The organism is Segeticoccus rhizosphaerae (genome assembly GCF_009192725.1).
Lineage (GTDB): Bacteria > Actinomycetota > Actinomycetes > Actinomycetales > Dermatophilaceae > Segeticoccus > Segeticoccus rhizosphaerae.
In genome coordinates, this window is the sequence record NZ_VOHR01000532.1 from 1 (window position 1) to 1,587 (window position 1,587).

Sequence of the window (1,587 nt, forward strand, 5' to 3'; positions counted from 1 at the left end):
ACAGCTCCAGCACGGCACGCACCGGCACGGGCAGGTCGCCGTGGGCCGCCCGGACCCGCCCAGCGCCCAACGCCACCGTGCTCGCCGTGAACGTCGCGACCCCCAGGTCCTCGAGCGCGGCGCAGACGCCCACCACGTCGGCGATCGAGTCGAGTGCACCGACCTCGTGGAAGTGGACGTCGGCCTGGTCCGTGCCGTGGACCCGTGCCTCTGCGGCGGCGAGGGCCCCGAAGACGGCCAGGGACCTGTCGCGCACCCGGGCGGCCAGACCACTGCCCTCGAGCAGGCTCTTGATCGACCGCCAGGTGCGGTGCTCCGGGTCGACTCGACCGCCTCGACCTGGGCCCGCGTGGCGCGCTGCCCGGCGCGCGTCACCGACTCGACCCGCAGCCGAACCGCACCGGGCACGACGGCGTCCACGGGCCCCTGCACCTCGGTCAGGGAAGCTCCGGCATCCAGCAGCGCGCCGAGCAGCATGTCGCCCGCCGTGCCCGCCGAGGCGTCGATCCACGCGGCCAGGGGCGCGCCGTCGCCACTGCCTTGGGTGGTCTGCACGACGCTCCTCAGTCGAAGAACACGATCTTGGTGATGGCGACGACGCTGATCAGCACGATGACGCTACGCAGCAGCCACGGGGGCATCTTCCGACCGATGCGGGCCCCGACATAGCCGCCGATCAGCGAGCCGACGGCGATGAGCGCGGCGACCTCCCAACGGATCTGGTCCCACGCCACGATCATGAAGGTGACCGCCGCGACCAGGTTCACCACGGTGGAGAGGACGTTCTTGATCCCGTTGATCCGCTGCAGGCCGGCGCTCATGAGCACGTTCATCAACCCGACCAGCAGCACGCCCTGGGCGGCGCCGAAGTAACCGCCGTAGGCGCCGGCGAGGTAGACCCCGCCGATCAGCAGCCAGCGCCGGGTGGGCGTCTGGCGGTCGGGGTGGGCGGCCGAGGAGCGGCGCTGGATGGCCGGTCCCAGCACCACGAGCAGGGCCGCGATCGCGATGAGCACCGGCACGATCGCCTGGAAGGCGTCCGGGGGCAGCCCCAGCAGCAAGAGCGCACCGGTCACGCCCCCGGCCAGCGAGGCCGGCACCAGTTGTCGCAGCACGTGTCCCTGGCCACGCAGCTCCGCCCGGTAACCGTAGACCCCCGAGAAGCCGCCGGCCACGAGCCCCACACTGTTGGACATGTTGGCCGCCACGGCCGGGTAGCCGAAGAACAGCAGGGTCGGGAAGGTGATCAGGGTGCCCGAGCCGACGATGACGTTGATCGTCCCGGCTGCCATGCCGGCCAGCAGGATGGCAAGGGCTTCGAGCAGGGACACCCGGTCACCCTAGCGAGGGGTGTCCGGGTGCCCGGGCACGGTCCGCACTCTGTCCGCCGGGGCGGCCGTCTGCTGGTGGATCAGCGCGGTTGGTCGCCGCACGGCTCCTGCCCGCCCTCGTCGGCCTGGTCGCCCTCCCTCGGCACGCCGGGCTCAGTCGTGTCCGCAGGGTCGGCCGTCTCGAGCGGCACTGGCGGAGTGGGCGGCGTCGGCGGGGCCGCGGGGTCCTCCGGCGCGGACGGGATGGTAGGGGGCG

2 protein-coding genes and 1 pseudogene are annotated in these 1,587 nt (G+C 72.8%); all 3 read right to left on the bottom strand.

What is annotated here, in order from left to right:
* The coding region (gene larC / locus FRW57_RS25180) for a nickel pincer cofactor biosynthesis protein LarC (RefSeq protein ID WP_476748666.1) at nt 1-295 on the bottom strand (295 nt) is incomplete at its 3' end.
* Nucleotides 296-333: 38 nt separating this feature from the next.
* Nucleotides 334-555 (bottom strand): annotated as a pseudogene (larC, locus tag FRW57_RS25185) (nickel insertion protein); the annotation flags it as partial.
* An 8-nt stretch (nt 556-563) separates the two neighbouring features.
* Nucleotides 564-1,331 carry a sulfite exporter TauE/SafE family protein gene (locus FRW57_RS21415; RefSeq protein ID WP_137121605.1) on the bottom strand — a complete coding sequence of 256 codons (768 nt, stop codon included), beginning with the start codon at nt 1,329-1,331 and terminating at the stop codon, nt 564-566.
* Nucleotides 1,332-1,587: the final 256 nt, after the last annotated feature.